The 1089-nt window shown below is 65.0% G+C and carries 1 protein-coding gene; it reads right to left on the bottom strand.

The annotated features are described in order from the left end of the window. Nucleotides 1–978: IS481 family transposase (locus tag NA5_RS38710; protein WP_062993997.1), on the bottom strand; the 978-nt coding region annotated here is incomplete at its 3' end. Nucleotides 979–1089: the final 111 nt, after the last annotated feature.

Genomic DNA, 1089 nt, shown 5'->3' with positions numbered 1-1089 from the left:
GTACTGCCCTGAGAGGTTGGTGACGCGGCTGGCTGGCGGATGGCCGCCGAGTGCGGTGTGGCCGCGGTGGTGATTGTAGGTGTGGAGCCACTCGGTGAAGGCTGCGCATCGTTCGATGTCGCTGCGGTAGGGATGGGCGTAGGCCCATTCGTCGGCGAGGGTGCGGTGGAAGCGTTCGACCTTGCCGTTGGTTTGCGGCCGGTAGGGGCGGGTTCGCTTGTGCTTCACGGTGCCCAAGGCTGCGGCGAAGAGGTGGGATCGATAGCAGGAACCGTTGTCGGTCAACACTGTTCGGATGGTGATGCCGTTGCCTGCGAACCAGGCCTCGGCGCGGGCCCAGAACGCGGCGGCGGTTTCCTTGCGTTCGTCGGTGAGTAGTTCGGTGTAGGCCAGTCGAGAGTGGTCGTCGAGCGCGGTGTGTAGGTAGTGGTAGCCGACCACGGTGTGGCGGCTGGCACTGCGGATTGTGCTGTGCGCGTGAGAATTCCGCTTTCCGGTGGCCTTTCCCAGAACACGCCATCCACCGCCGTCGGGGATTTTGCCGAGTTTCTTGACATCGATATGGACCAGATCACCGGGTTCGGGGTGTTCGTAGCGGCGTACCACCTGGCCGGTGGCTCGGTCCAGCCACCGCAGCCGGGCCAGGCGGTAGCGGGTCAGTACCCGGTGCACCGTCGAGGGCTGCAGCCCCAGCAAGTAAGCGATGCGAGCTGGCCCCCATCGACGCAGGACACGAACCTTGATGATGCGGCGTTCGGTGCGTGTGGGTGTCCGGCGTGGACTGCGGTGCGGTCGTGAGGACCGATCCGCCATCCCGGCCTCACCGGCCAACCGGTAGCGACCAGCCCAGCGCGCTGCGGTGGTCGCCGAGACCTGGAATCGTTCGGCTGCCCGCCGCAACGGCCAACCCTGCTCGACAACACAGCGCGCAAGACGCAAACGACCCAGTTCCGACAGCGGGGTATTACGGTGAGACACGAAGACCTCCGGTGAGTTCGGTGCGTTCCTAGACAGCTCGCACTTCACTCGGAGGTCTTCGCTATGTCAGCTCGCCACGCCGTCACCAACGTCTGTGGTCAGTACAGCTAG

The sequence above is a fragment of the Nocardia anaemiae NBRC 100462 genome, assembly GCF_001612725.1.
Lineage (GTDB): Bacteria > Actinomycetota > Actinomycetes > Mycobacteriales > Mycobacteriaceae > Nocardia > Nocardia anaemiae.
Note: the sequence above shows the minus strand (reverse complement) of the source record. Positions and strands in the feature narration are given on the sequence as shown.